This is a genomic window from Priestia endophytica (assembly GCF_026790145.1).
Lineage (GTDB): Bacteria > Bacillota > Bacilli > Bacillales > Bacillaceae_H > Bacillus_I > Bacillus_I endophytica_A.
The window spans coordinates 1-24,602 of the sequence record NZ_JALAMS010000002.1; the positions used below are offsets into that span (position 1 = coordinate 1).

25 protein-coding genes are annotated in these 24,602 nt (G+C 37.0%); 3 read left to right on the top strand and 22 right to left on the bottom strand.

The genetic code is table 11. The annotated features are described in order from the left end of the window. Nucleotides 1-39: 39 nt before the first annotated feature. From MOC86_RS03985 to MOC86_RS04020, 8 genes are all read right to left on the bottom strand, one after another. A complete protein-coding gene (locus tag MOC86_RS03985) occupies nt 40-1,041 on the bottom strand; it encodes a 2-hydroxyacid dehydrogenase (RefSeq protein ID WP_268582875.1) in 1,002 nt (333 codons plus the stop codon). A 15-nt stretch (nt 1,042-1,056) separates the two neighbouring features. Beyond that, complete coding sequence (locus MOC86_RS03990; protein ID WP_268582877.1) at nt 1,057-1,911, bottom strand: class II fructose-bisphosphate aldolase; 855 nt, start codon at nt 1,909-1,911, stop codon at nt 1,057-1,059. A gap of 11 nt (nt 1,912-1,922) precedes the next feature. Continuing rightward, nucleotides 1,923-2,681 carry an SDR family NAD(P)-dependent oxidoreductase gene (locus MOC86_RS03995; protein ID WP_268582878.1) on the bottom strand — a complete coding sequence of 253 codons (759 nt, stop codon included), beginning with the start codon at nt 2,679-2,681 and terminating at the stop codon, nt 1,923-1,925. 18 nt (nt 2,682-2,699) lie between these two features. Further along, nucleotides 2,700-4,208, bottom strand: coding sequence for an FGGY-family carbohydrate kinase (locus tag MOC86_RS04000; RefSeq protein WP_268582880.1), 1,509 nt, complete (start codon nt 4,206-4,208; stop codon nt 2,700-2,702). Between the two features lie 19 nt (nt 4,209-4,227). Further along, nucleotides 4,228-5,487: a PTS transporter subunit IIC gene (locus MOC86_RS04005; protein WP_268582881.1), complete on the bottom strand. Its 1,260-nt coding sequence runs from the start codon at nt 5,485-5,487 to the stop codon at nt 4,228-4,230. Nucleotides 5,488-5,620: 133 nt separating this feature from the next. After that, on the bottom strand, nt 5,621-6,181 hold the full coding sequence (locus MOC86_RS04010; RefSeq protein WP_268582882.1) for a glycerol-3-phosphate responsive antiterminator: 561 nt from the start codon (nt 6,179-6,181) through the stop codon (nt 5,621-5,623). Between the two features lie 168 nt (nt 6,182-6,349). Continuing rightward, complete coding sequence (locus tag MOC86_RS04015) at nt 6,350-7,993, bottom strand: MFS transporter (RefSeq protein WP_268582883.1); 1,644 nt, start codon at nt 7,991-7,993, stop codon at nt 6,350-6,352. A 68-nt stretch (nt 7,994-8,061) separates the two neighbouring features. After that, nucleotides 8,062-8,667, bottom strand: coding sequence for a TetR/AcrR family transcriptional regulator (locus tag MOC86_RS04020; RefSeq protein ID WP_268582884.1), 606 nt, complete (start codon nt 8,665-8,667; stop codon nt 8,062-8,064). Between the two features lie 279 nt (nt 8,668-8,946). Between MOC86_RS04020 and MOC86_RS04025 the strand changes: the two genes are divergently transcribed. Further along, nucleotides 8,947-9,180 carry a hypothetical protein gene (locus tag MOC86_RS04025; protein ID WP_268582885.1) on the top strand — a complete coding sequence of 78 codons (234 nt, stop codon included), beginning with the start codon at nt 8,947-8,949 and terminating at the stop codon, nt 9,178-9,180. 129 nt (nt 9,181-9,309) lie between these two features. Here MOC86_RS04025 and MOC86_RS04030 read toward each other — a convergent pair whose 3' ends face one another. The 10 genes from MOC86_RS04030 to MOC86_RS04075 all read right to left on the bottom strand — a co-directional run bounded on the left by MOC86_RS04030 (nt 9,310) and on the right by MOC86_RS04075 (nt 17,777). Beyond that, on the bottom strand, nt 9,310-9,855 hold the full coding sequence (locus MOC86_RS04030) for a sugar O-acetyltransferase (protein ID WP_268582886.1): 546 nt from the start codon (nt 9,853-9,855) through the stop codon (nt 9,310-9,312). Between the two features lie 109 nt (nt 9,856-9,964). Next, the gene (locus MOC86_RS04035; protein ID WP_268582887.1) at nt 9,965-10,549 is read right to left on the bottom strand and encodes a LysE family transporter; all 585 of its coding nucleotides are present in this window, start codon (nt 10,547-10,549) and stop codon (nt 9,965-9,967) included. A 176-nt stretch (nt 10,550-10,725) separates the two neighbouring features. Continuing rightward, nucleotides 10,726-11,001 carry a hypothetical protein gene (locus MOC86_RS04040; RefSeq protein ID WP_268582888.1) on the bottom strand — a complete coding sequence of 92 codons (276 nt, stop codon included), beginning with the start codon at nt 10,999-11,001 and terminating at the stop codon, nt 10,726-10,728. Nucleotides 11,002-11,459: 458 nt separating this feature from the next. Beyond that, nucleotides 11,460-12,776: an MFS transporter gene (locus MOC86_RS04045; protein ID WP_268582889.1), complete on the bottom strand. Its 1,317-nt coding sequence runs from the start codon at nt 12,774-12,776 to the stop codon at nt 11,460-11,462. A 53-nt stretch (nt 12,777-12,829) separates the two neighbouring features. Next, nucleotides 12,830-13,978 carry a galactonate dehydratase gene (gene dgoD, locus MOC86_RS04050; protein ID WP_268582890.1) on the bottom strand — a complete coding sequence of 383 codons (1,149 nt, stop codon included), beginning with the start codon at nt 13,976-13,978 and terminating at the stop codon, nt 12,830-12,832. A 1-nt stretch (nt 13,979) separates the two neighbouring features. Further along, entirely contained in the window at nt 13,980-14,624 is a 645-nt protein-coding gene (locus tag MOC86_RS04055) for a bifunctional 4-hydroxy-2-oxoglutarate aldolase/2-dehydro-3-deoxy-phosphogluconate aldolase (RefSeq protein ID WP_268582891.1), read from the bottom strand. A gap of 15 nt (nt 14,625-14,639) precedes the next feature. After that, on the bottom strand, nt 14,640-15,593 hold the full coding sequence (locus MOC86_RS04060; protein WP_268582892.1) for a sugar kinase: 954 nt from the start codon (nt 15,591-15,593) through the stop codon (nt 14,640-14,642). Between the two features lie 14 nt (nt 15,594-15,607). Next, entirely contained in the window at nt 15,608-16,366 is a 759-nt protein-coding gene (locus MOC86_RS04065) for an IclR family transcriptional regulator (RefSeq protein WP_268582893.1), read from the bottom strand. 188 nt (nt 16,367-16,554) lie between these two features. Then, nucleotides 16,555-16,974, bottom strand: coding sequence for a hypothetical protein (locus tag MOC86_RS04070; protein WP_268582895.1), 420 nt, complete (start codon nt 16,972-16,974; stop codon nt 16,555-16,557). A gap of 11 nt (nt 16,975-16,985) precedes the next feature. After that, nucleotides 16,986-17,777: an SDR family NAD(P)-dependent oxidoreductase gene (locus MOC86_RS04075; RefSeq protein ID WP_268582896.1), complete on the bottom strand. Its 792-nt coding sequence runs from the start codon at nt 17,775-17,777 to the stop codon at nt 16,986-16,988. A gap of 480 nt (nt 17,778-18,257) precedes the next feature. On the opposite strand from MOC86_RS04075, the gene MOC86_RS04080 reads away from it, so the two are divergent. After that, on the top strand, nt 18,258-18,608 hold the full coding sequence (locus MOC86_RS04080) for a hypothetical protein (RefSeq protein WP_268582897.1): 351 nt from the start codon (nt 18,258-18,260) through the stop codon (nt 18,606-18,608). Nucleotides 18,609-19,148: 540 nt separating this feature from the next. Then, nucleotides 19,149-19,388 (top strand): hypothetical protein, encoded by a 240-nt coding sequence (locus tag MOC86_RS04085; RefSeq protein WP_268582898.1) that lies wholly within the window; start codon nt 19,149-19,151, stop codon nt 19,386-19,388. On the opposite strand, the gene MOC86_RS04090 is transcribed toward MOC86_RS04085, so the two are convergent. Genes MOC86_RS04090 through MOC86_RS04105 form a run of 4 tightly spaced genes read right to left on the bottom strand, consistent with a single transcriptional unit; the run spans nt 19,381 to nt 24,515 of the window. Then, a complete protein-coding gene (locus tag MOC86_RS04090) occupies nt 19,381-20,484 on the bottom strand; it encodes a GerAB/ArcD/ProY family transporter (protein ID WP_268582900.1) in 1,104 nt (367 codons plus the stop codon). The genes MOC86_RS04085 and MOC86_RS04090 overlap by 8 nt on opposite strands. Nucleotides 20,485-20,541: 57 nt before the next feature. After that, the gene (locus tag MOC86_RS04095; protein ID WP_268582901.1) at nt 20,542-21,663 is read right to left on the bottom strand and encodes a GerAB/ArcD/ProY family transporter; all 1,122 of its coding nucleotides are present in this window, start codon (nt 21,661-21,663) and stop codon (nt 20,542-20,544) included. A 16-nt stretch (nt 21,664-21,679) separates the two neighbouring features. Beyond that, nucleotides 21,680-22,876: a Ger(x)C family spore germination protein gene (locus tag MOC86_RS04100; RefSeq protein WP_268582902.1), complete on the bottom strand. Its 1,197-nt coding sequence runs from the start codon at nt 22,874-22,876 to the stop codon at nt 21,680-21,682. After that, the gene (locus MOC86_RS04105; protein WP_268582903.1) at nt 22,866-24,515 is read right to left on the bottom strand and encodes a spore germination protein; all 1,650 of its coding nucleotides are present in this window, start codon (nt 24,513-24,515) and stop codon (nt 22,866-22,868) included. Before MOC86_RS04105 ends, MOC86_RS04100 begins: the two co-directional genes overlap by 11 nt. Between the last annotated feature and the right edge of the window lie 87 nt (nt 24,516-24,602).

Sequence of the window (24,602 nt, forward strand, 5' to 3'; positions counted from 1 at the left end):
TTGACAGGGGTATATTCACTTACTGCCTCCCCGTCTTTTTTATCTTGCTTTCATCCACTCTACTATATATTCCGCCATCTTTTTTGGACTTTGTCTAAACGCATCAATTGTACTCCCTGCAAGGTGTGGCGTAATCGTAACATTCTCAAGATGTAGAAGCTTATCATCATAAGGAAGTGGTTCGTGGTCGAATACGTCTAATGCAGCTCCCATAATCTTTTTTTCTTGTAAACTTTGAACAAGGGCTTCCTCATCGATAAGTCCTGAACGAGCTGTATTAATTAAAACTGCTGTTTCTTTCATTTTCTCAATCTCTCTTTGACCAATAAAATGATACGTTTCTTCTGTGAGACGGAGGTGAAGAGATACAATGTCTGCCTGCTCGAGAAGTTCATCTAGCGATACTTTTTTACTGTAGTAAGGAATGTCATCTGTATATTCATCATAGATTAACAGTTCACATCCAAGTGCATGTAGGTATGATCCAAGCAATCTTCCAATATTGCCGTAGCCAATAATGCCAACTTTCTTTTCATTAAGTTCTGGAATTCCTTCACCATTTGGAAAATCTTTTTCCCATTTCCCCTTTTTTAAAGCTTCGTGGGAGCGAGCAATATTTCTCACTTCAGATAGAATCATCCCTAACGTAAATTCCGCTACTGCTCTAGCATTTCGGCCAGGTGTATTGAGGACCGAAATACCGAGTGCTTTTGCTTCTATATGATCGACATTCTCTGTTCCCCCTCTTAATACCCCAATGAGTTTCAATTTCTTCCCTCTTTGAAGAATCTCTTTTGATAGAGGAGTAAACTGAACAACAATAGCATCAAATGTTTCAATTCCGTCAAAAAGTTCTTTTTCGACTGTAATGGCTTCTGGGCCATTTCCTTCAACAAGCAAGTTATCTTTTTGAAGAGCCTCAACAGAATCGTGTTTCCACTCACGTACTTCTACTTCTATCCCATGAAGAGATAAGGAGGATAAGCCTTCTTCCATCACGTCTGCTGGAATAAGAGCGTCTCCAATTGCAAGCAGTTTCAAATTTCCTCACTCCTTTTATACTCGGTTGTTTGAACGAAGCAAGATTATTTTTTCTTCAACAACATGAGCAAGATGCTCTTTCACAGGGGCAAATAAATCTTCTGGTAAAGGATCAATTCTCCTAATTTGTTTTGCAGATTCTTTTAATCCTTTTGTCATCGCAATACGGCAGTCTGCATACAAGTTCACTTTACTAATCCCGTTTTCAATCGCTTTTTGAATCTGATCAGGAGGTGTACCAGAACCACCGTGAAGAACAAGTGGTACTTTGCTTACTTTGTTAATTTCTTTTGTTCTTTCTATATTTAAAAAGGGTTCTGCCTGATACACTCCATGAGAAGTTCCAATAGAGACAGCAAGAGCATCAACATTTGTTTTCTCAATAAATGCTTCCACTTGGGAAGGTTCTGTTAGTTTAGAGTCGCTTCCATAATCCCCACCAAGCTCTGCTCCTCCAACATGCCCAAGCTCTGCTTCTACACTGATTCCTCTAGGATGAGAAAGATCTGTCACTCTTTTGGTTAGAGCAATATTATCTTGAAAAGGAAGGCTTGAGCCATCAATCATAACAGAAGAAAAACCAAATTTTATCGCTTCTTCCACTAACTCTACGTCCATTGCATGATCAAGGTGAAGCACAACCGGTATATCATAAAAAGGCACAACAGCTTTAATATACTCGGCTAAATATACAAATCCTTTCCGTTCTCTTAAGTTATGCTCAAGACACATTAGAATAACGGGTGAACGCTGTTGTTCAGCTTTGTCAAGAATGGTTTGAACCATAACATCATTTATACAATCAAAAGCAGGCACTGCATACTGCTGGGCTCTTGCATCCTCTACTACTTCTTTTAACGAAACAAGCATAGTTTCACTCCTTACCTCATTAACATTCCGCCTGTTGCATCAACTGTTGCTCCCGTCATATAGCGGGCTTTTCTTGAAACGAGAAACGCCGCAATTTCAGCTATTTCCTCTGGTTGTGCTACTCTTCCAATTGGAATCCGGTTTACATAATAGTCTCTGTTTTCTTGTAGTGCGTCCCCAATCATATCTGTTTCCACAATTCCTAATGCAAGGGCATTTACGTTAATTCCATTTTTCGCGACTTCCCGTGCTAATGAAACCGTAAAAGAAACAACTCCTGCTTTACTTGCTGCATAATGAGCATGCCCTGTTGTTGAACCATGAAATGCTGCTTGTGACGTTAAATTTAAAATAGTCCCTGTTCGCTCTTCTTCAAGTAAATGATTTACAAAGCTTTGGCACGTCAAGAAAACAGCGGTAAGATTCACTTTCATCGTGTTTTCCCACTCGGCAAGAGACATATCTTTCACCCAGCTTTTAGGCCATATTCCCGCATTATTTACTAAAATATGAAGCTCTCCAAAAGCTTCTTTTCCTTTTTGAATGATTTTTTTGCATCCTTCTTCATGAGCCAAGTCAGCTTGAACAGCAACGCATTTGCTGTAATTTTGATTAATAAGATCTGCAATTTCGATTGCATTTTCAACATTTCGATTGTAATGAAGCACGATATTTGCTCCTTCTTTAGCAAGGGTGAGTGCAATCTCTCTTCCAACACCTCTTGAACTCCCCGTTATAACGGCCGTTTTTCTTTTTAAACAAAGATCCATATTGCTCTGCCCCTCCTTTTAAGGCTTCCAAACCGGTTCTAATGCAGCTAATACTGAAGTGAAATAGTTATATTTCTCCTCGTATATTCCTTTTAGTGCTTCATTTGGTTTATATGTTCTTCCCTTTTGAACCATTGCTTTTGCTCCTTCTTCAAAGGAAGGATATGCTCCTACTGCTACCGCTGCACAAATGGCTGCTCCAAGTGTTCCTTGTTCTGTCCCTACAACAACTTCAACAGGTGTTTGTAGAATATCGGCAAACATTTGCATCCATACCTCAGACTTTGTTGCTCCTCCAGCAATCCGGATAACGTTTGGCTTTTCTCTATATTCCATAAGCTTATCAACATGAATTTTATGTCCAAAAACAACCCCTTCATATAGAGCTCTAAGCATGTGTGCTTTTGTATGCCAGCCATTAAACCCAAAGAAACACGCTTTTGCATCCCTATGAACATTTGACCCAAAGAGAAACGGAAAAAAGAGAATGTTCGATTCGTGGGGTTCAATATTCTCTACCATTTCGTTACAAAGATCATAAACAGAAATCCCTTTTCTCTTTGCTTCTTCATGTTCTGAATTGAAATACTCTTTTACGTACCACTCTAAGTTACTTGCCGATGTTGGACTTCCTTCTAATGTGAGCCAATACCCTGGTATGCAAAAAAGAGATGTCATAAATAGATCTTTATCAACAATTGGTTTCTTTGTAATAAACTCATTAATACTCCACGTTCCTGCTACAATACATAGTTTTTCTTCGTCTGTTGTACCAGTCGCAATAGCAGCTGCATCAATATCAAATAACCCACCCGCAACAGGAGTGCCTTCTTTTAAGCCTGTTAATTGCGCTACTTTTTTTGTAATATATCCACCAATTTCTCCGGAATAAAGAATGGGAGGCAGCTTTTCGTATATGCTTTCAATCCCAAGTTCTTTTAGAAGACCTTCATCATATTTTTTCTCTCTGCTATTTAATAAACTAGTTCCAGAAATGTCGGTAATCTCGGCATATGCTTCACCTGTTAGAAGATAGCGAATATAGTCTTTGCACATAAAAATCCACTTTGTTTTATGAAGAGTAGTAGGTTCATATTTTTGAAGCCAAGCTAAAAGAGCTGCTGGTTGACCTGGCCATACCGACTGCATTGTTTTCGGCAAAATTCTCTCTTCTATTCCCTGCTGTTTCCAAAATTCAACAATCTCTTTTGCACGTGAGTCTGTTGAAATAATTCCCTTCCGAACAGCTTCTCCTTTTTCATCCACAACATATAATCCATTTCCATGTCCTGTTGCTGCAACACTTATAATCTCTTCTCCATCTATTTTAGATTTTTGAATTATTTCTTGAATAACAGCTACATTTGCTTCCCATAATTCTTTACAGTCCCTTTCTGTATGTCCTGGATATGGCATATACATCTCTGTTTTTCGACTAGCAACAGCAAGCTCTTTTCCGTCAATTGATAAGAGACTTGCCTTTGTTACGGTTCCCCCATTATCAATCCCTAGCACATACTTCCCCATCTTTACTTCCCCCTTCTCGTTAAAATAGCTTTGAAATTTCAATGATGAGCCAACCAAGAGGTGTTGTCGCTCCACCAACTAAGTTCGATAAGCCTGTTGCTGACTGAACGTTCTCTGGAAGCGTTACATTTACCATTTCGGCAGCTTTCGTATAATAAGAAGAAATGGACGTTCCTGCATAAAGAACAAATGTCACGATCACCATTCCTGTTAAGAAAAGTCGGACAAGGTTTCTCTTTAAAAAAGGAGCTGCCATTGGTAAAAGAAAGACAAGTGAAGCTAGATCAACAAATGGAAGAACTTTATTTCCTGGTAAAATAATAGCCAAAAGAAGGGCACCTGGAATAAGTAAAAGCCCTGTTGCTAAAACAGCTGGATTTCCAACAAGCAATGCGGTATCAAGTCCAATGTAAAACTCCCGATCTGGAAATTTCTTTTTCAACAAGACTTCTGCTGCTTCTCGAACAATTTCAAGCCCTTGGACAAGTATATTAATCATTGCAGGAAGTAGAACCATAACTGCAGCAACTTTAATGCCGAGTGTCACAACATCTGCAAGTGGAAGACCTGCAAGAAGTCCTAATAAAATACCTAGTATCGTCCCAAGCGTTAGCGGTTCTCCCATTACGCCATATCTCTTTGTAATTTCTTCTGGGGACGCTTTTACTTTGTTTAATCCAGGAATGCGTTCTATTATCCAGTTCATCGCAATTCCGATTGGTACATAGATCGCAGATGTTGCATGTGCAAAAGAAACTCCTTTTAAATTGTATTGTTCTTGAATTCTTTTGGCTGTTAAATCCGCTATAATGATGGCAATTAGAAAATGAAGTAATGCACTAACAACAGAGATTACGATACTATTTGTCACAGCGTACACAACGCCACCTGTTAGCATGAAATGCCAATAATTAAAAATATCGATATTTACGGTTTTCGTAAGTTTTAATAACAGAAGAACAACATTTAAAATAATGGCTCCAAATACGACAAATGGAACAATAGGCGTTCCCCATCCAATCGTTGCTCCAACGGGCCATCCTGGATCAACAACAGTTAAATTTAAATTAAACCGCTGCACCATCGCTTCTGCTGCAGGACCTAATGTATCGAGCAAAAGCCCAATGACAAGATTAATCCCGACAAATCCAATTCCAACAAGCATGGCAGCTTTGAAGCCTTGGGCAATCTTTACTCTAAAAATCAAGGAAAGAATAAAGAAAATAATCGGCATCATCACCGTTGGACCTAACTCAATAATTTCATTAATAAAACTCATTTTATCTTCCTCCTTTATCATGAGAGTGAAGCTTAGAAGATGTTGTCCTACCTTATTAAAAAAAGAAACCCTACAAAGCTCTAGCTAATACTAGAGCTTTGTAGGGTTTCTCATCATCGCCTCCCTTCGCATACTATTTTGTTTTCCATAAATGCTTCTCGCTTGTTGTAATTCCTTTGATGCCTCCTTCAAACAGCTTTTTCACCATCTGATCTTCGGAAATAAACCCACCTGCAAGAAGCGGTAATGACGTAGTCTTCCTCACTTTCTCTATTACATAAAGAGAAAAAGGACCTGGCAAAAGTTCAAGGGCATCTAAATGGCGTTCTTCCATTGCCTTTAAGCCTGATTCAAGCGAACGAGAATCAAGAAGAAAAAGACGCTGAATACTCATAAGCCCTAAATCTTTTACCCGCTTTAACAAATTAGCGTTTGGTGAAATGACTCCATCTATTTTGTATAAGTCACGAAGCATTTTTAATCCTATTTGGTCTTTACTTAACCCCCCTATTAAGTCAAGGTGAACAAGTACTTTTTTATTCACTGCATGACATCTTTTGGTTAGTAACTGTAGGTTGCCGATATGTGTCTCAGATAACAGGATAAAAGGAGAAGGTGATTTTAAAGCTAAGTCTAAATGTTTTAAATTTCGTACAGATGGAATCACTGTTTGATTGAGAATCGTATTATTCATTTGTACCCTCTTCTATAAAGCGCTTTCATTTTTTTATTTTATGGTTATATATGTATTCATCTTCAAAATCTTTTATTCCGAATAACAGGTTTTATCCTTACATTTTCTCTTGTATATAAAAACCGGAAAATAAACAAAGTTGCGTTTGTTTATTTTCCGGATATCATTCTACTTTTCTCTAAATTTTTTCAATGCTTCTCTAAAAACATCATCATTTGTTTGAGTCTGTTTAAGCTGTTTAAATTTCTGAAGTGCTTTTCGATAATCATGATCAGGAATTACAGCATCTTTTGTATGAAGTAGAGCGGGCTGAGTGGGTTGCACAACCTCTTCATCTACCTGTGACTTCCCTTTACGCTCTTCATTTTGCCCATGATGTGGTTTATGAGCTAACTTATGTCCTTTCCCTGTTAATGCCATAAGAAACGAAAAACATAACAATACTAAACTTGCACTAAAAGAAGAAAAAAATAAGTCATGATAAGCTAATAATTGCGATTTTTCAACGCTTTGTTCACTTACATCTTGTGAACTTCCATTTGTTAAGTGATGTTCAGAGAATCTGTTTAATATATAATTACTTATAACCGGAATCGCGGCATATGCAATCATGCGTAAAAATTGAACAGTCGCCATACGTGGCACTAAATCTGGCAATGGTCCGCCTAAAGCAGCCCCCATAAGCCCTGAAGCAATCGTAAAGCCAACGCCTAAAATCAGTACAAAGAAGCTGATGGCAAAGAACGTATACGGTTCATGATCCCCGGCATACATCCACGTTAAGTTTACACCAATAATAAGGAGAGCCCCTACCATTCCTAGAATTCCAGGACCTAATTTATCATAAAGTAAACAGCTTAAAATGGCGGCAACGGCTACTCCAACAAGCAGGCATAGATAAACAATGACCATTTCTTTATTTGGGAGCGCATTGACAGTTTTTAAGATGCCTTGTAGTGAAGCTAAGCTTAACGTCATTGCTATATATCCTGTTATAACGACTAAGATGGCTAGAAGCGGTTTTTTGTGCAAAATGAGTTTAAATGAAAGAAGCGGCTTTGTAGTGCTATATTCCGTAATAAATAGAAAAAGAAAAGAAAGAACACTGCCACCTAATCCAATCCATACGTAAAGCGATGATCCACCCCATTTTTGTAAGCTAAGAACTGTAAAAGATGTTAATAAAGCGAAAATTCCTGCCCAAACAAAACCCATCCAGTCAAAATGTGCTTTCTCTTTTGCATGTCGAGTCCCTTCATTTGAAAGGAGCGTATATCCTAACAGGATAGCGAGGATAGAACAGACTACAGCTACATAAAAGATTTCTTTCCAATGCCCTGTATGACTAACAAGCGTTCCGAAACAAACACCGATCATACTTGAACCATAAAACCCGCCGATAAGAATGAGTAGGGCCAAATTACGGCGACTAATAGGAAAAGCAAGAACAAGCATAGGAAGCATCATCATGAGAGCCATACCTGCTCCCATGCCCTGTAACACTCTCCCTGCTTCAAATACGATAAATTTTGTTGAAATTAAGCTTAATAATACACCTAACAGCGAAATACAGGCTGATGTTATATACGTTGTTTTATCTCCCCACTTATGACGTAAAAAAGGACCTAAAGGAACAAACAGGGCAAAAGCAATTGTTCCTGTCAGGATAGGTATAATCGATGGATAAGAAGAAGAGTCCAACGTTTTTTGAAGCAACCCTTGAAGTGGGGTAAGCGCACTGTTTAACATAAGGCCAGGGCCAACCGCTAAAATAGCTAATAGTGAAATTCCCCAGTGTCTTTCTATTTTCATTACACTTTTCCTTTCTATGTTTATTATTTGTTCATTCGTTCACAAATGTAGGGAACAAAAATAAAGCTTCAGTGTAGAAGCTTTATTTTATCCTCTAATCCAGCAACTCTAATTGGTCCAAGAAGCGTTAAACGAGTTAATTGATTTGCCATATATAGCGGGCTGAATTTCATATCATTTTCTAACCAAGAACTAATAACGCCAATATGAGCAGAAGCAATATAGCTAATTAAAATGTCTTTTGGAACTTCAAGCTCTTCCTCTGCTTCGCCAATAGAAGAAATTAATTCTCCATACACTTTATCTTGAACAATCTTCGTCATATAGCTTCGAAACTGTGGAATCCCTCGGTCACTCAGCATCACCTTAAAATAGTCCGCATGCTCGTGAATAAATTCAAAAAGCCGGACGAAAGAGATTTGCTGGTTCTCTTCTTTTGGAGCCTTTACTTCTTCTATAAGATTTTCCAACATTTCACGCATGCTTTGAAACAAAAAATCTTGCTTATCTTGATAATGAAGATAAAAGGTTCCACGGGTCAAATCTGCTCTTTCTGTAATTTCTTGAATCGTAATAGCCCCTACATCTTTCTCCTTTAAAAGCTCGATAAACGCTTTTCGTAAATATTTACTTGTGCGTCTTATGCGCGGATCTACTTTGGGTTTTTTAGACATTTTCTACCTCCTTGTATAACTTCTGGCACTTTGTAGACAAAACAATTTCCTATGTATTGTTATGAACGGTTCCGCTTTTACTGTTTATTGACCTCTATTCAAATTGTGCTGTACCATTAAAGTATGATTTACACACGATGTACATTACTAAACACTACGTCTATTAATGTACAGGATGAAAAATACTTTTGTCAATGAGAAGCTGGACTAAACCATGGGAAATAGGTATAAATCAATTCAAATTTATGAGAGGAGTCCTTTATAAGGGAAGGAAAAATGATGTTAAAGGAACAGGGGGAATCTCCTGATTCTTTAGTAACAGGAAGTCATAACTTTACAGAAGCACAGTATTTCAAAGAGGTGCAAAAATGGCTGCAAGAGTTTGATAAACAAAACCAAGTTATGAACCAACACAGAATTGAAACGTCCCTTTTATCGTTAACAAAGCCTGAAATCGAAGGAATTACAAATCTTGAAATAACGGTTAAGATTCGAAGAAATGATTCTAGTTAAATTGTGTTAAAGTAGAAAAATAACAGTTACCAAAGTACGTTGTCCATATGACTTGTCCTACAAAAAAAGCAGGCTGACTAAAGGTCAGCCTGCTTTTTTGTGAGCAAGAATAGAAGGCTCTCCCCCCCTTTACTCTTCCTCTTCAATTGTTTTTATAACTTTTGCCGGGTTACCAGCTACAATTACATTAGGAGGAACATCTTTTGTTACAACAGATCCAGCAGCAACAATAGAGTGATCACCAATTGTTACCCCTCCTAAAATAACGCAACTTCCCCCAATCCATACGTCATTTCCAATCCGAATTGGCATTGCATATCCTGTTTTATTTCGTCCTTTTGGTGCAATATTATGTCCAGCGGTGTAAATTCCAACATCAGGTCCAATCATACAGTTGTCACCAATGATGATTTCTGCCATATCTAAAATCGTACAGTTGTATCCTGCATAAAAATGATCTCCAACATGAATATTGTAGCCTAAATCACAATGAAAATTATGCTCTATACTCACGTTTTCCCCTGCACTTCCAAATAGCTCACGAATCGCTTCTTCTCTTTGTTTCTCATCTTCAACATGAGCACGATTAAACTGCTGAACAAGTTTATGTGCCCGCCTATTTTTCTTTTGTAACTCCTCTGTTCCTCGTTCATAAAATAGCTTTTCTTTTTTCATTTTACCGCTCCTTTCGCTTGTTTTTGCAGTTCTTTTAGTTAACATAATATTTTTATAGTAGATAAACTTAAAACGATTGTTTAGAGCTTATCTAAAATATGTATAACTCTTAGTGTACTACAATAGATACCGCACTATAAATCAATAATAATCCCATTACAATATTAAACTGACGGTAGTATTTTGATAGAAATTTCTGAAAAACACTACCACATAAACTCCAACAAAAGGTACTTAAAAAACCAACAAATGCTAAAATAATCGAGTAAAGAATTAAACTCCCATGTGAGGAATGATACGGAAGAATAAAGGTAGCAATAGCCGTAATTCCATAAAGAATCCCTTTTGGATTAATAAACTGCAAAACCATCCCCATAAAAAAGCTATTTTCTTTCTCGTTTCCCCCATTATTACTACTATCTTTGCTTTTCATAATCTTAATGGCAAGATAGATCATGTACAAAGCCCCTACAATTGTCATAATCAATTCAATTTTTGGCACAACGCTTTTGAGCATCAAATTGAAGTAACTTGATAAAAGCATAATAATAAGGAAACCCGCACTCACTCCAAAACAGAATTTGAGCGTTCTCTTTAGTCCATACTTGTTTGCAAAAGCCATTGCCATAATATTGTTCGGCCCTGGGGTAAAACTCGTAACAAAAATATACAGCAAAAAAGATACTAATGGCATAACCTTCCCTCTTTTCTTTTGTCTGTTATAGCAAACAAAAACAACAGTATAATAGACCTGTTTTTATTTTACATAAAGGTGCCTCTGTTGTATATAGAAAAAAGAGGAATATAGGTAACTAAACTTCATGCCTCCCTCAAAAAAACCTACATTCTAAAAATGAATATAGGTTTTTCTTATTTTTTAAACATTCGTTTTAATTTTCGACCAATAAAAATAGCAAGCAATCCGCATAATACAACCTCTTGCACGATAGGTGGTGTAAATTTAAGTACCCAAAAAGCCATTGCGATCGTTGCAATCGCTAAATAAAAAGTTTTCTGCTCAAACTGTTTTTTATCTTTATTGTCAAATTTCTTAAGGTTTGTGAGAATGATTAAATAGCCAATTGGTGGCGTTAATATACAAAACACAAAAAACCATCCAGTTTTTAAGTACCAAGGTTTCTTCACTTGTCCCCCTCCTTTTTTATAAGAATACTAACCTTATATAATAGAAAAAACCTCTAAATAATAGAGGTTTTTTTATTGTAAGGTTTAGCTTAATAACTGAGTGATCAGGATAAGTATGGTCTTCGTCATTTGGATCCTTTATTAAAAAAGTTAGGATCTTTCCAAACAAAATGCTGAAGAGAAAATACAACTCCGATGAAAAAACAAGGAAAGCTTTGAAGTGCAATTTGTAGGGGTGAGCATCCTAGACTTTTAAACAACAGCGCTGATAAAAAACCGACGATAAAATAGACGGGTAAAAACTTTTTAGACGTAATGAAGTCGCGCATGTGAAATCACTTCCTTTCATTTTTGTTCACAATGCGAAGACCGCTATTTTATCCTTATTATACCATAAAACCCTATATCTTTCATTGACTCGAAAGATATAGGGTTTATCCCTTATCACTGCTTGTTTTCTACATTGGAAGATTTGAGTCGGGTTTTTGAGTTACTTTAATTCTTTCCACTTTCCCAACGAGGAAAATATACGATAAAGCACCAAGTAAAGCTACAATAGCTATAAAGACGAGTGCAGGAGCAAAACTGCCACCTTGAGCTAGAAACCCAATCACAATCGGAACAACAATAGAGGCTAATCCGCCAATAAAGTTAAACACGCCTCCTGTTAATCCGACAAGATGTTTAGGAGCAAGTGTTGAAACAAATACCCACGTAATAGATGCTAAACCATTTCCAAAAAAGGCAATGGCCATAAACATAATAATAAGAGAAGTATTATTTACATAATTGGCGCCTACAATGGAAGTTGATAAGAGCAATCCAACAATAATGGGCGTTTTTCGGGCAATGCCTAGAGAAACTCCTTTTTTTACTAAAAAGTCAGAAAGAAAACCAGATAATAAAACCCCGACAAAAGCCGCTAAGAACGGAGCAGAAGCTAAGAACCCTGATTTTAAGAAGTCTAGTCCGCGGTACTCAACAAGATATGTTGGAAACCACGTTAAGAAAAACCAAAGCGTAGAGTTTACAGCAAACTGACCTAAATAAATCCCCCATAATTTACGGTGAACAAACACTTCTTTTAAATTTCCCCACTCAAACTTTGCTTTTTCTTCCTTTTCATTAACCTGTGTAACAAGTCCTCCGCCTTCTTTAATATAATCTAGCTCTGCTTTATTTACTTTTTTATGTTTCGCCGGATCCCGGTAGAAAATATACCAAATAATCCCCCATAAGATACCGATAGCTCCTGTTGTAATAAATAGCCCTCTCCATCCTAAAAAGTGTTGAATTGTAACAAGAGCAGGAGTTAAAAAGGCGAGCCCTGCAAACTGACCAGATGTATAAAACGCGATGGCAGATGCTCTTTCCTGATTTGGAAACCAGCTTGTCACAACTTTATTATTTGTCGGAAAAGCAGGGGCTTCAAATGCCCCTGTTGCAAGCCGCAAACCAAAGAGTCCAACAAATCCTTTTGTAAACCCTTGGAGTAATGTAACAAGTGACCATGTAATAAGACTGAATGCATATGTAAGCCGAGCACCAAACCGGTCAACCATCACGCCTCCTGGAATTTGAAGAGCAGCATATGCCCATCCAAAAGCAGAAAAGATAAGACCAAGCTGAACAGATGTTAATTCTAAATCTTTTCCGATGGCCGTTGCGGCTACAGAGATGTTGCTTCGATCCATATAATTTATGACAACGCTTACGAAAATAAAGGCTAAAACTTTAAATCTTACCCGAGTTGGTTTCTCACTGTACCCCTTCACACCGTCATCCCCTTATTGCAAATTTCGTTACATAACTAGACAAATTCTAGTTTTTACCATTCCACAACAGAACCATCCCTATGTCTCCATACTGGATTTCTCCAATTGTGCCCAACACTTGCCATCTTTCGTACATGTTCTTCATTGATTTCAATCCCTAAACCAGAACCATCTGGAATTTTCACATATCCGTCTTCATATTTGAATACTTTGTTATCAACGATGTAGTCTAACAAGTCACTTCCTTGGTTATAGTGAATGCCTAAACTTTGTTCTTGAATAAATGCGTTATGACACGTCGCATCTACTTGGAGACAAGAGGCTAATGCAATAGGTCCTAATGGACAATGAGGAGCTGCCGCAACATCGAATGCTTCTGCCATTGATAAAATCTTTTTACCTTCCGTAATTCCTCCTGCATGAGAAAGATCAGGTTGAATAATATCAACATATCCGTCTGTAAGAAGCTTTTTAAAGTCCCATTTGGAAAACATTCTTTCACCTGTGGCAATTGGAATCGCTGTAGCATGAGCAATTTCCCGCAATGCTTCATTATTTTCAGGTAAAACAGGTTCCTCAATGAACATTGGGCGATAAACTTCAAGCTCTTTTGCTAAAATTTTTGCCATTGGTTTGTGGACACGTCCATGGAAATCAATGCCGATGCCAACATAAGGGCCTACAGCTTCTCTTACAGCTGCAATTCTTTCTACTACAGCATCAATTTTTTCATATGAATCAACATATTGCAGTTCTTCTGTTCCATTCATCTTCACGGCTGTAAATCCTTTTTCAACGACATGTTTAGCGGCTTCTCCAACATCTGATGGACGATCTCCCCCAATCCATGAATATACTTTAATGGATTCTCTCGCCTTACCACCTAGTAACTCATAAACAGGAGCATTATAATATTTCCCTTTAATATCCCATAACGCTTGGTCAATTCCTGCAATGGCGCTCATTAAAATGGGACCACCTCTGTAAAATCCACCTCGATACATAACATTCCAATGATCTTCAATATTCAATGGATCTTTGCCAATAAGATATTCCATTAATTCATGTACAGCTGCTCCAACTGTCGCTGCCTTTCCTTCAATAACCGGTTCTCCCCAACCAACAATTCCTTCATCTGTTTCAATTTTTAAAAATAACCAGCGTGGTGGTACTTGAAAGAGTTCATAACTTGTAATTTTCATATTAAACATTCTCCTTTTGTTTTGAGTGTACAGCTTCTACATATTGACGAGCTTTTATTGTTAGCTCTTTTAAATAACTAGCGTTTATTTCTCTTTTTGTATTGACAAGGGAACTACCAATCCCAAACCCTACTGCACCTGCCGCATGAAACTCCCCAATGTTACCTAAGTTAACACCCCCAGTAGGCAGCAGTGGAATGTGTGGAAGCGGTCCTCGGATATCTTTAATATATTGAGCTCCAATACTTGCTGGGAATACCTTTACAATATCGGCTCCTTTTTCATAAGCGGTTAAGATTTCCGTTGGTGAAAATGCTCCTGGAATACTTATTGCTCCATATCTCTTTGTCATTTTAATAGTTTCAATATTTACAGTAGGAGCCAATATGAATTGAGCTCCAGCTAAGATAGCTGCTCTAGCTGTCTCTGGATCTAGTACAGTTCCTGCTCCAACAAGCATTTCTCCTTTAAACTCTTTTGCTACTTTCTCAATAGCTTCAAGTGCGTTTGGGCTGTTAAGCGTAATTTCAATATTTTTTATTCCGCCTTCATGTAAAGCTGAAGCAATTTGGACAACATCTTTTGATTCGGCACCGCGGACAATCGCCACAATTTTATGTTCTAAAATATGGGAAAGTAAATTCATCTTCTACACTCCTTTTTATCTTGTAACATCTTCACTTGTAACCGTATTCATAAAATGATATAGTTCCTCTTTATCTGGTAATCCTTCAATGTCTCCTTCAACAGTTACCACAATAGACCCAATGGCACATCCTCTTTTAACAGCTTCTTGTAGAGGAACATGATCAAGGAGTCCTGATAGAAAACCCGCCGCAAATCCATCACCAGCTCCGATTGGATCTACTACTTTATGAACAGGATAACCTTCTATATAAGAAGCCTCCTCTACGCTAGAATAATAAGCTCCTTTTTCTCCTAGTTTTACAACTACTGTTTCAACTCCAAGTTGATGAAATTGAGAACAAATTTTTTCCGGAGTCTGTTCCCCAAATAAAAATTCTCCTTCACTAATACCAGGTAGGATAATATCGGCCTCTTTTGCTACATCAATCAATGTTTCTCGGGCCTCATGTTCTCCCCAAAGCGTTTTGCGCAAGTTTGGATCAAATACGACTTTTAATCCATGCTTTTTTGCTATTTTAATAGAATAGAAAACGCTCTCATAACAGGATGAACTTAAAGCAGGTGTAATACCTGTAATATACAAGTATTTTGCGCTAGAGAGGTATTCCTCATTAATGTCTCTCTCGCTCATAAAGCTCGCAGCAGATCCTTTTCGGTAATAAAATACTTTTGTCTGTCTCTCATTTGTTTTTTCTTTGAGAAACAAACCTGTTGGGGCTTCTTCATCACGTATGACAAAGCTTACATCGACTCCCTCCCCCCTAAGAGTAGATAAAATTCGAGCTCCTAGCTCATCTTTTCCAACTCGACTAATCCAGCCTGTTTGGTAACCAAGCTTAGAAAGACCAATTAATGTGTTGCTTTCTGCTCCCGCTACTTTTGTGGAGAAATCTTGACAGTATCTCATTTTTCCCGTTGAATGGGGGTTGAACAATACCATTGTCTCCCCCAAACTAATCACATCCATCATACCCCTCCTTTTTATTCTTTCTCTCCTGTATATCCAGCAATCCCCGATATTTTCTTTGATGTAGAAAGAAGCTTCTCTACAATCATGTTCTTATGTTTTAGCATTCTTTCTTTTGGTCCTGCGACACTAATGGCCGCTTCCATTATGCCGCTTGCTCCATAAACAGGAGCTGCTAGACAAAATAGCCCTTCTTCATTTTCTTCATCATCAATGGAGTAACCACTTTCCACAAAAGAATCTAAATTTTGCTCTAACATTTCTTTGTTTGTAATCGTAGAATCCGTAATCGGAACAAGCTCCATTCCTTGAAGTAGCTCTTTTCTTCGTTCTAACGGTAAAAATGCTAGAAATGCTTTTCCTAACCCTGTACAGTATAGTGGTTTTCTCTTTCCAAGCTGAGCAGTTGTACGAATAGAGCGATTATTATCGATTTTCACTACATAGATGAGCTCTCCATCCGACAATAAAGCCATAAACACCGTTTCCTGTACATCTTCCATAAGCTTCTTTAAATAGGGTTTTCCTTCAGCCGAAATATCTAAAGAATCCATTGCCGCAGTTCCAATTTGAATTAGTTTTGGCCCAAGCTTATATCTTTTTAGCTGATCTTGATTTACATAGCCTTCCTCATGCAGCGTTGTAACGAGGTTAAATGTACTACTCTGCGGAAAAGCTAGTGAGCTACTAATTTCTTTTACTGTTAGCCCTTCTGGATAACGAGCTAATAGTTCAAAAACCCTTAATACACGTTCTGCTGACTTAACTGACATAAAGCACTCCTTTAAATCACATATGTGATTCGTAATTCTATATATGATTTTTACAATTTAAATACTAGCATAGCTAAAAAAAGAAAACAATCTATTTTTATTATTTTCTGAAAAAACACAAAAAAAGACTGCTCGTAAGTTGTCGTACAAACTTTACGAACAGTCTAATATATATTTGCTTTTATGATTTAAGCCGTTGTACACCAATATAGCCCAAAGTACTTTTCCTCTGTTTCTGCTACAAAGAAACGATCATTCCAATCTGGTTCATATGCATAAGCACGTCTTACGATATTATCTGGAAAAATAAACGGTTTAATTTGTTCTGAAAACTCCTCTTTTAATTGCAACCATTCATCGTAAGTGACTTCTTGTAATGATAATTCTTCTCTCAGCTTTCCTTCTAGTTCAACTACATCCATATCTTCTACAGCATTTTTTTGATACATATAATGATCTCTTGATTCAATGAACAAACACTTTGTCGCAAAATCTTCTAGAGATCGAATCTCTCCCCATGTGTTTTTTCTTTCATGCTCAAACACATAAATCATTTCTTCAGAGGAAGGAGAATCAAACTCATCTTCTTCCATCACATAGTACCTCACTGTCTCTCTCCCTATAACGAACGAATAATCCCGCCTTCAACTCGCTGTGCCGCTCCATTAATAGCCGCTGCTTTTTCTGAAGAGAGAAACACAATAACACTTGCTACTTCTTCTGGTGTTGCATAGCGCTGTGTAAGAGATGTTGGTTCATTGACTTTAAAATAATCTTTTACAAACGTATCAAGGTCTTGTCCAGCAGCTTCTGCTGCTCCCTTCATATAGTTTGCAACACCTTCTGTCCATGTTGGACCAGGGAGCACAGAGTTAACGGTAACGTTCGTTCCTTTTGTTCGCTCAGCTAATCCTCTTGATAAGCTAATTAATGCTGTTTTTGTTAAAGAATATGGAATCATTTGTGGAAGAGGTTTGACTCCTGCTTCACTTGAAAGATTCAAAATACGTCCGCTGTTTCGCTCTAACATTCCAGATAAAAAAGCTCGGCAAAGACGAATAGCGCTCATTACGTTTACTTCAAAGTATTCTGTCCATTCTTCATCTGTCACATCTTCAAACTCTTTTACTTCAAAAAAGCCTAAATTGTTAACAAGTACGTCAAGCGCACCGATTTTGTTTACTTTTTCGATAAGTTCTTTACTTTCTTCCGCTGTTGATAAATCAGCGTGAAGGCCGTGAACAGTTCCAAGAGAAGATAGTTCTTCCACAACGGCTTCTACTTTCTCTTGAGATCTTCCATTAACAATCACATGAGCTCCTTCTTCTAAAAAAGCTTTTGCTGTTGCTTTTCCAATTCCTGCTGTTGATCCTGTGACTAATACAAGTTTGTCTTTTAATTGTAATTGCATTTCTAAACAACCTTCCTATTTCTAAGAATATACGAAAATTATATAATTAGCCTGAATTCATTACTATTATTTTGCTTACATAGATGATTCATACTCTTATTTGTTTTTCACAAGAACTGTAATGAGCGGGGATTGATATTTACATGAGATTATCTTCAGCTACGACCGTTTAATCATGAAGCCCATCAGATTTTAATCTGATCCGGCCGACTTAGTCAATGCTGCAATTGCAGAATTAATAAGACTACAATACGAATTACCCGTCTATAATACCTTAAAAGATGCAGCAAATGATGTTCAAAATAAATTATATCGTGCCATCTATCATCAGATTGACCATGCACTAAATGATGAACAAAAAACAATAATAGTGCCGCTGTTAGTAAAGTAACATTATTTAATTATTACAATACAAAAGATAATTTAATTAATACCACGATTCATAATTCATTTGCCTCTGTCCTAGAAGAATATGAACGTTTGATTGAAAGTGATTTATCATTTGAGCAAACATATATGGAACTCACGCAATATAAAATAAAAAAAATCCAAAGTATGACATCCATGTTTTTTCATAATGTGATGCAGCAATTTGCAAGCGATCCGACTTTTTTTAATAAGGATGCACAAGAAACAAGTGATAGATTGGTTTTAAGAATGTTTCAAAAAGGGCGTAAAGAAGGAAAAATTAATCCCGCATATTCTGATGAGGTTTTACTGATGTTAATGCATATTTTTACGGAGGGATTGAAAAGTCAAGCGATTAATACTGAGAATTTGATAAAATATGGCCCTCAAATTACTCAAATGTTTTTGAATGGCTTGCGTTAAAGTAAACTTGACAAATTGAACAAATTATTTGATATATGTAAAAAAAATTAACATTTTTCAGGGCGAATATAATAACTATTGCTGCTTGTTTAGCTAAACAAGCTAATAGAAGCTCTCTTATTCCATTAAAGGGCGCTTTTCTAGAATAAATAATTATTTATAGACTGAACGGTAAAAACCGATCAGTCTATTTTTATCAATAAGCTACACCCTATTGATAATATCTTGGTTCCTTAATATGAGCTTGATATATTCTCTAAACGTTTTTCAAGATGAAAATTCATTAAAGGTAATACACACAAAAACCTCAACATATTTTCTGCATTCCTCTTCCCTAACCTTTATTCTTAATAATAAAAAAAATTGCCTTTTCTCCCATTAAAATTTTTATTCTTTGTGATTTCAGGAAGTATATCAGAACACTACATACTCATACTATAAAGAACTGATGTAAACAATAACCTTTCTCTTGATCGCATTCTGGGAGAAACGCTCTTCGTTAAAATATCCTATAACCATTTAATCGCAAATGAGGGAACAATGATGAAAATATTAGCAATCACACTTATCGTTCTTCTATTATCTATTTTAAACCTTTTATTTATGGATTTTCTCTTAGGTTTTGATTTTTCTGAGTCAGTATTACACCTTCTAAATCCATTTTGGGTCATAAGCAGCGCAGAGTATGTCATGCTAGCAGGACTTTTTTTACTTGTTATTGGACAGCAAATCTATACAATCGTGAAAAAAAGAACGAATAAACAAGATGAATCTAATTAGCTTTTCTCTTTAAGATATTTCGTATCATAGAAATAAGGAATAACACTAAAGGGAGAATGATTAAAAGCGGCATGGAGAGATATTTAAGCACTACATCCAATCCTTCTTCCATGTGCTCAGAAAAACTAGAAGCTATTGTCATGGATAAAAAAATGGCCACAATTCCTATCGGAAGAATAATGGGTTTGTGACTTTCCAATTTAAATAAGTCAACAATTCCTATCATAGCACCGTACAAAAGAACAGAGGCTTTAAAGAAAACGGTCATTAGTAAAGTAAAAACCACGATGGCATCTAGTCTTTCAATAAAATTCAACAAATTGACCTTTCCAATCGTAGCTAATGTAGGAAACGTAGATCTCTCCATTACATTTATACCAAGTGCAGCCATATTCAAAACAGCTGTCCAACTTAAAACAAGACCGCTTGAGATAACAGAAAGCACCCACACTCTCTTTACTAATTCGGGCCGATTTAAATAAGGTAATAGCATCGTAAACACCAACATTTCACCAAATGGAAAAATCATCGTGAAAGAGACCGTTGTCGTTAGAATAGGCCTCCAACCATGTTCTAAAAAAGGCCGTACCTGTTCAAAATCAATATCCCCTGATACAAGCACAAAGAAGTTTGCTGCAATTCCAAGTAAAAGTAAAATAACAATAAATACTTCTCCTGTTCTCCCTATAACTTCAATCCCTAAATGAATGATATAACAAATTACTAAAACAAGGGTGAGGTTAATTGCTAGTAGCGGTGTTCTTGGCAAAGTGGAGGAAAGAAGCAAATCACCAAAATCACGTATGTTCCTAGCCGCTATGTACAAAAAAAGTAAGCAATATATCAGTCCTAATCCCCAACCAATGTATTTTCCTACGATTTTTCTGATACATGCTGTAAAGGGAAGGTTAGGATATTGACGAAATAATAGATAGTAAATGAAGAATAAGAAGATTCCTCCACCCATTCCTAAAAGAATAGAGAACCAAGCGTCTTTCTTTGCTGTAATTCCATAACTAACAATTAAAGCAGTACCTAAGTTAAAAATAAACATTAAAGCAAAGAGTTGAATAACGCTTATTTTTGCTTTCTCCATTTTTTAGGCTCCTTTCTATGATAGAGCTAGTTATTTGCTCATCCTCTTTCCTACAGTCTAATGTTTTTTCCTCTTTATACACTGACGAACCATTAGCACAGCTAACATAATAAAAGGAATAAGGATGAATAAGACTATACCCATATATTGATTAATAACACCTTCTTCCGTCTGTTCCGAAAAACTTGAAGACATTGCAAGAGATAAAAAAATAACAATGGTTCCAATTGGTAAAAGAATGTGATTGTAGTTATCTACTTTGAATAAATTGGCTATTCCGATAACCCCTCCATATAAATAAATAGAGGCTTTAAAAAACACGGTAATTAATAAAGTAAAGACGACAATCGCGTCCATCCTTTCAATAAACTCAAGCAAATTGACCTTTCCTACCGCCATTAATAACGGAAAAGTTGATCTTTTCATGGCCCTTAAACCAAGAACACATATATTTAGTATGACAGTCCAGCCTAAAATCAATCCACTTGAAATAACAGCTAATAGCCATACTCTCTTCACTAATTGTGGCCGATTTAAATATGGCAGAAGCATCGTAAAAACAAGCATCTCACCGAATGGAAAAGTAATAAGGGTTGGAAAAGTTGTACTCATAATCGGCTTCCAGCCATGTTCAAGGACAGGACGTATACGCTCGAAATCTACATCTCCTGATACAAGCACTAAGAAGTTCCCTGATGCTCCGAGCACTACCAGTATGACAATAAATACTTCTGCTGATCTTCCTAATACTTCTACTCCTAAATGAATGACATAACAAATAACAAGGATAAACGTGAGATTAATGGCCAGTAACGGCGTTTCTGTCAAAGTGGAGGAAATAATTAAATCTCCAAATTCACGTACATTTCTTCCGCAAATATAGAGAAAAAAGAGACAGTATACTAGGCCAAGCACCCAGCCTAAATATTTACCAAATATCTTCCTAATATATTCAGTGAACAACAAATGAGAATATTGACGAAAGGGATAATAGTAAATGAAGAATACAGCTACTCCTCCACATATGGCTAGAAGAATAGCTAACCATGCATCTTTCCCAGCCGTAGCACCATAACTGATCACTACCGCTGTTCCCATATTAAAAATAAGCATAAGGGAAAATAGCTGAATAACACTTATTTTTGCCTTCTCCATTTCTATCACTCCCTTCTTTGCCATTTCGCACTTACTCCTATTAAGATCTCGTAATCAGACCTGTTCGACGAATAATAGCCTGCACATTCACATGGACTTCTGTCTGTGGGAAGATCTCCTTTTGCCATGAGGACTCTATATTTTTCCATACATGTTTATTCGCAATATTAATTTGTTCACCAAAATTAAAAATATCACTTTTTTGTTTTTGAGCTTTTTCGACTGTTAAAAGGATTTCTTTCTTTATTTCTTCCTCTACTTCTTCATCTAACTTTGCTAGTACTTTTGATTTCCCAAGGTCTTTAGCACAATTATTTTCTAGCACTAATCCTTCTGCATGAACATCAACATAGATAATGGGTTTTTGATGTTTAAATTTCACATGAACGTTCGACTTTGCCCGGGAGATTTCAATGGCAATCGCATCTTTCGCTTTTCCACAGTCAAGGTTTAAAACGGTAGTCTTCATTTCATTCATCACCCATGTCACTCCACGGGCATCATCACCATTAAGCCATTTTTTTAATTTGCCATCTTTAAAAAGAGCAAGACCTTTTATTTCAATTCTCGCGCTTGGGTCAATCTGTTGTATATTTGTTATCGCATTTCCCTCGCTAGCTTTCCCTTCGACTTGTACTCCTGTAACACTTAAACTCCCTTGTTCTAAGCCTTGGATAACTTGGTCAGCACGTGTACTTTTATAGACACCCCACTCTTTTTCGGAGTATTTCAAGGTCTCTGAAATCTTAGTAGAAGGGATATCTTCTAACGGTGTTGCTACTTCTAACGTTCTTTTGGCTGTTGCATTCCCTTTTGTAATTAGAACAGGAAAAAGAACGCGAAACTGAGCATCTCGTTCAATAACATCAAACAATTCTTTAATCCCATCTTTCGCTACTTTTTCATTAATAATCATTACTTGAAGATGAGGAAAAAAGAGCTCGCCAGGCGCTTTTGTGGAGATTTTCCGAAGCGTTTCTGAAAGAGTACTTCCCCTCTCTGTGAATGTAGTTACAGGAGAAGCTTGGACTTTTCCGCCTTGTTGGCCCCCCGCAATTTGAGAAGGATTAGTGATTTGGACCGTAACTTCGTATCTGTTCTTTATTTTGTCACTACCTTTGTCAATTGCCAGTCCTGATACAATACTCAACTTCTGTAGTTCTTCACGATCCCAGCAGCCAGATAATAAAGATAAACAAACGAAAAGAAGAAGAAATCTTACTAGCTTATGTCTCATTAGGATCCCTCTTTGATTCTTGATTTTTCATAGGTCCTTCTCTCTTTGAAGGGCCCCGATCTTGGTTATGATCTACTCTTTTGGTCTTGACTTGACTAATTAGACGGGGGCGTTTAGATAAAAATGGTAAGGGCCATCGAATAATGGTATCTTTTTGATCAGCTAGCACGATAGGAGCAAAAGGAGTTAAGTAAGGAATACCAAATGAACGCAAACTACACGTGTGGGCAACTAACACAATAACCCCTAATCCAATTCCATAAAGTCCAAAAAAGCTTGCCATAATCATCATCCCAAAGCGAAGCAACCTTGTCGCATCTGTCATCGCATAATGAGGAATTGTAAAACTAGCGATAGCCGTTGCAGCTACAACAATAACCATTGCACTTGAAACAATACCAGCTGAAACCGCTGCTTCCCCTAATACAAGAGCTCCTACGATAGAAACAGCCTGACCTACAGGACGAGGCATCCGAATTCCTGCTTCCCGTAATACTTCAAAAGTAAATTCCATTAATAGTGCTTCTATAATAATCGGAAAAGGAATGTTTTGCCGCTGTGCAGCTAAATTAACTAACAAAGGAGTTGGAATCAATTCAGGATGAAAGGAAATAAAGGCAACAAACAACGATGGACCTAGAAGAGTAATTAAAAAAGAAGTGATTCTCAGTAATCGTAAAAAACTAGCCATTGTCCATCGTAAATAATAGTCTTCTGCTGTTTGAAAGAATTGATTCCAAGTCGCAGGCACGATAAGAGGAATTGGTGTTTCATTAACAAAGATGACAATTCGGCCTTCTAGTAAATTACCTGCGACTACGTCTGGTCGTTCTGTAGCAAAAATGGTTGGCCATGGTGTCCATGTTTCATCTGAAATCCACTCTTCAACTGTATTAGAACCATATACTTCATCAACTTTAATTTTATGGAGTCTTTCTTTAACCTCCGTAAGCAATTTATCATTTACAATTCCTTTTACATACATAATCCCAATTGTTGTTTGGGTAATCTCCCCTAATTCCATTGTCTCTAACCAGAGATTAGGGCTTTTAATTCGGCGACGGACCATTGCTGTATTACTAATGAGTGACTCCGTAAAGCTATCTCTAGGTCCTCTTACTGAAGATTCAGCAACAGGTTCTGAAATAGCCCGGAGATCTCCTCCTTGTACAGCGCAAGTAAACCCCTGATTCCACCCATCAATTAAAACAATCGTTTCTCCTGATAATAAAGAAAAAAATAGTTTGTTCCAGTCCACTACATCGTTTACATGTGTGATGGTTAGCATGTGTTCTTTTATGTATGCTCCTACTTGGTTTGGTAAAGAGAAATCTTCTTCTTCAGCTAGGTTTGCGTTACTCATGAGCTGTTTAATAATACCTCTTCCCAAGATTTCCTTATCTGTTAAGCCATTTATATAAATAGAAGCCACCTTACGAACAAAAGGTTTCCCCATCGTAAAGTTCCTAACCACTACATCCTCGCTTTTCCCAAAAGTTTCCTGTATCTTTTTTAAATTCTCTTCTAAAGAAGACTTAAGCGCCTCCTCATTTGAAGCAACCTCTGTTTCTTCATAGTAAGGAGCCTCTTTTTTTGACTTTCTTTGTTTTTTTGTTAGACGTTTCCATCCACTGTTCATGTCTTATGCCCCTCCAAGTGCCACCGAATGAAGAGCTCGATGTTTTCTGCTATCATTAATTGATAATTTTTCCTGAATTTGATTTTT

Excerpts from the sequence above, each read along its gene's own strand:
- MOC86_RS04005 (WP_268582881.1), bottom strand. The coding sequence starts at position 5,487 with ATGAGTTTTATTAATGAAATTATTGAGTTAGGTCCAACGGTGATGATG.
- MOC86_RS04035 (WP_268582887.1), bottom strand. The coding sequence starts at position 10,549 with ATGCCATTAGTATCTTTTTTGCTGTATATTTTTGTTACGAGTTTTACC.
- MOC86_RS04030 (WP_268582886.1), bottom strand. The coding sequence starts at position 9,855 with ATGAAAAAAGAAAAGCTATTTTATGAACGAGGAACAGAGGAGTTACAA.
- MOC86_RS04055 (WP_268582891.1), bottom strand. The coding sequence starts at position 14,624 with ATGAATTTACTTTCCCATATTTTAGAACATAAAATTGTGGCGATTGTC.
- MOC86_RS04075 (WP_268582896.1), bottom strand. The coding sequence starts at position 17,777 with ATGCAATTACAATTAAAAGACAAACTTGTATTAGTCACAGGATCAACA.
- MOC86_RS03990 (WP_268582877.1), bottom strand. The coding sequence starts at position 1,911 with ATGCTTGTTTCGTTAAAAGAAGTAGTAGAGGATGCAAGAGCCCAGCAG.
- MOC86_RS04065 (WP_268582893.1), bottom strand. The coding sequence starts at position 16,366 with ATGTCAGTTAAGTCAGCAGAACGTGTATTAAGGGTTTTTGAACTATTA.
- MOC86_RS04085 (WP_268582898.1), top strand. The coding sequence starts at position 19,149 with ATGATGAAAATATTAGCAATCACACTTATCGTTCTTCTATTATCTATT.
- MOC86_RS04015 (WP_268582883.1), bottom strand. The coding sequence starts at position 7,993 with ATGAAAATAGAAAGACACTGGGGAATTTCACTATTAGCTATTTTAGCG.
- MOC86_RS04060 (WP_268582892.1), bottom strand. The coding sequence starts at position 15,593 with ATGGATGTGATTAGTTTGGGGGAGACAATGGTATTGTTCAACCCCCAT.
- MOC86_RS04090 (WP_268582900.1), bottom strand. The coding sequence starts at position 20,484 with ATGGAGAAAGCAAAAATAAGCGTTATTCAACTCTTTGCTTTAATGTTT.
- MOC86_RS03995 (WP_268582878.1), bottom strand. The coding sequence starts at position 2,681 with ATGGATCTTTGTTTAAAAAGAAAAACGGCCGTTATAACGGGGAGTTCA.
- dgoD (WP_268582890.1), bottom strand. The coding sequence starts at position 13,978 with ATGAAAATTACAAGTTATGAACTCTTTCAAGTACCACCACGCTGGTTA.
- MOC86_RS04095 (WP_268582901.1), bottom strand. The coding sequence starts at position 21,663 with ATGGCAAAGAAGGGAGTGATAGAAATGGAGAAGGCAAAAATAAGTGTT.
- MOC86_RS04010 (WP_268582882.1), bottom strand. The coding sequence starts at position 6,181 with ATGAATAATACGATTCTCAATCAAACAGTGATTCCATCTGTACGAAAT.
- MOC86_RS04025 (WP_268582885.1), top strand. The coding sequence starts at position 8,947 with ATGTTAAAGGAACAGGGGGAATCTCCTGATTCTTTAGTAACAGGAAGT.
- MOC86_RS04020 (WP_268582884.1), bottom strand. The coding sequence starts at position 8,667 with ATGTCTAAAAAACCCAAAGTAGATCCGCGCATAAGACGCACAAGTAAA.
- MOC86_RS04105 (WP_268582903.1), bottom strand. The coding sequence starts at position 24,515 with ATGAACAGTGGATGGAAACGTCTAACAAAAAAACAAAGAAAGTCAAAA.
- MOC86_RS04000 (WP_268582880.1), bottom strand. The coding sequence starts at position 4,208 with ATGGGGAAGTATGTGCTAGGGATTGATAATGGGGGAACCGTAACAAAG.
- MOC86_RS04100 (WP_268582902.1), bottom strand. The coding sequence starts at position 22,876 with ATGAGACATAAGCTAGTAAGATTTCTTCTTCTTTTCGTTTGTTTATCT.